The organism is Actinosynnema sp. NPDC037264 (assembly GCF_055603705.1).
Window position 1 is genome coordinate 1 of sequence record NZ_JBVJVK010000139.1, and the last position, 1411, is coordinate 1411.

General features: G+C 70.8%; 1 protein-coding gene. It reads right to left on the bottom strand.

The window, feature by feature from the left end:
• Positions 1 to 138: 138 nt before the first annotated feature.
• Positions 139 to 1296: a DUF6801 domain-containing protein gene (locus ACZ7GX_RS45700; protein WP_498786928.1), complete on the bottom strand. Its 1158-nt coding sequence runs from the start codon at positions 1294 to 1296 to the stop codon at positions 139 to 141.
• Positions 1297 to 1411: the final 115 nt, after the last annotated feature.

The window sequence follows — 1411 nt, forward strand, 5'->3', positions numbered from 1 at the left end:
GACGCCGACCGCCCAGGTTGACCGACCGATCCCGGATCTCGAAATCCACCACAACTCCCCAACTGGGGTGTTGCGACGACCACTAGAACCCAAGGGTTCGTCGGAGGGGGCCGGTCTCGTTGGTGGGCAAGGGGTGCGTCAGGTCCGGCGGCGGGCGCGGCGCAAGGCGAAGAGCACGCCCGCGCCCACGGTCAGGAGCGCGCCGCCAAGGACGAGCGGGCCGGTGATCGAGGACCCGGTGTCGGCCAGCTTGCCGTTGCCGCTCGGGTGGTTGACGATCGGGACCACGGCCTGCGTCGTCGTTGTCGTGGTGGTCGTGGCGCTCGGGCTCGACGTCGTGGTGCCGGCGCTCGTCGTCGTGCTGGTGGTCGTCGGAACCGTTGTGGTGGTGGGTTTCGTGGTGGTGGTGCTGGTCGGCTGAGTGGTGGTTGTGGTCGTCGTCGTGGTGGTCGGACGAGTGGTCGTCGTGGTGGTTGTGGTGGTGGTCGTCGTCCGACTCGTCGTGGTCGTCGTGGTGGGATCGGTAGTGGTGGGATCCGTTGTGGTCGGATCGGTTGTGGTGGTCGTCGGCGACGTCGTGGTGGTGGTGGGTTCCGTTGTTGTGGTTGTGGAGTCGGTGGTGGTCGTCGGCTCCGTGGTGGTGGTCGTTGTCGTGGGGTCGGTCGTCGTCGTTGTCGTGGTGGTTGTTGTCGTCCCCTCGGACTGCACCGTGAACTCGTACAGGCGGGTCGACTGGCCCGGCTTGAGCGTGCACGGCGAGGTGAACGTGCCCAGCCCCGTCTCCGAACCGTCGGCGGTGCGCGGGGTCAGGGTGGTCACGAAGTCGCCGACGTCGATGGTCGTGGTGCCGGCGAAGGGGAAGCTCACCGACGGCGTGGTGCCCGTGGCGACCGTGTCGAACTCGCCCGACGGCGGGACCGCGGTCTTGGCCACGGTCAGGTCGGGCACGATGTCGAGCACCAACCCGGCGTTGTCGATCACGGTCTGCGCGGACGCGGTGCCTTCCACGGTCGCCGCGCCGACGAGCGCCAGGCCCTGCGTCGCCAGCTCCGGCACGGTGGCGGTGGCGGTGACGCGCGCCTCCGGGATGGGTTCGCCGACCACCGCGGTGTCCGGGAGGTCCTCGACCACGATCTCGACGCTCATGTCCTGCGCGCCGATCAACGGGAACGGGCAGTTGTAGACCAGGGTCAGCCTCGCCGTCGCCGCGCTGCCGACGCCCGCGCCCCACAGGGCCGATCCGCCGACCACCACCGCGGTGACACCCAGCGCGGCCACCCGGTGCCGCAATCTCATCTCAGGTCCTCTCCTGCGGAACGTCGGGGGGGGGGGGGGGGGGGGGGGGGGGGGGGGGGGGGGGGGGGGGGGGGGGGGGGGGGGGGGGGGAGGGGGGGGGGGGGAAAAAGAGGAA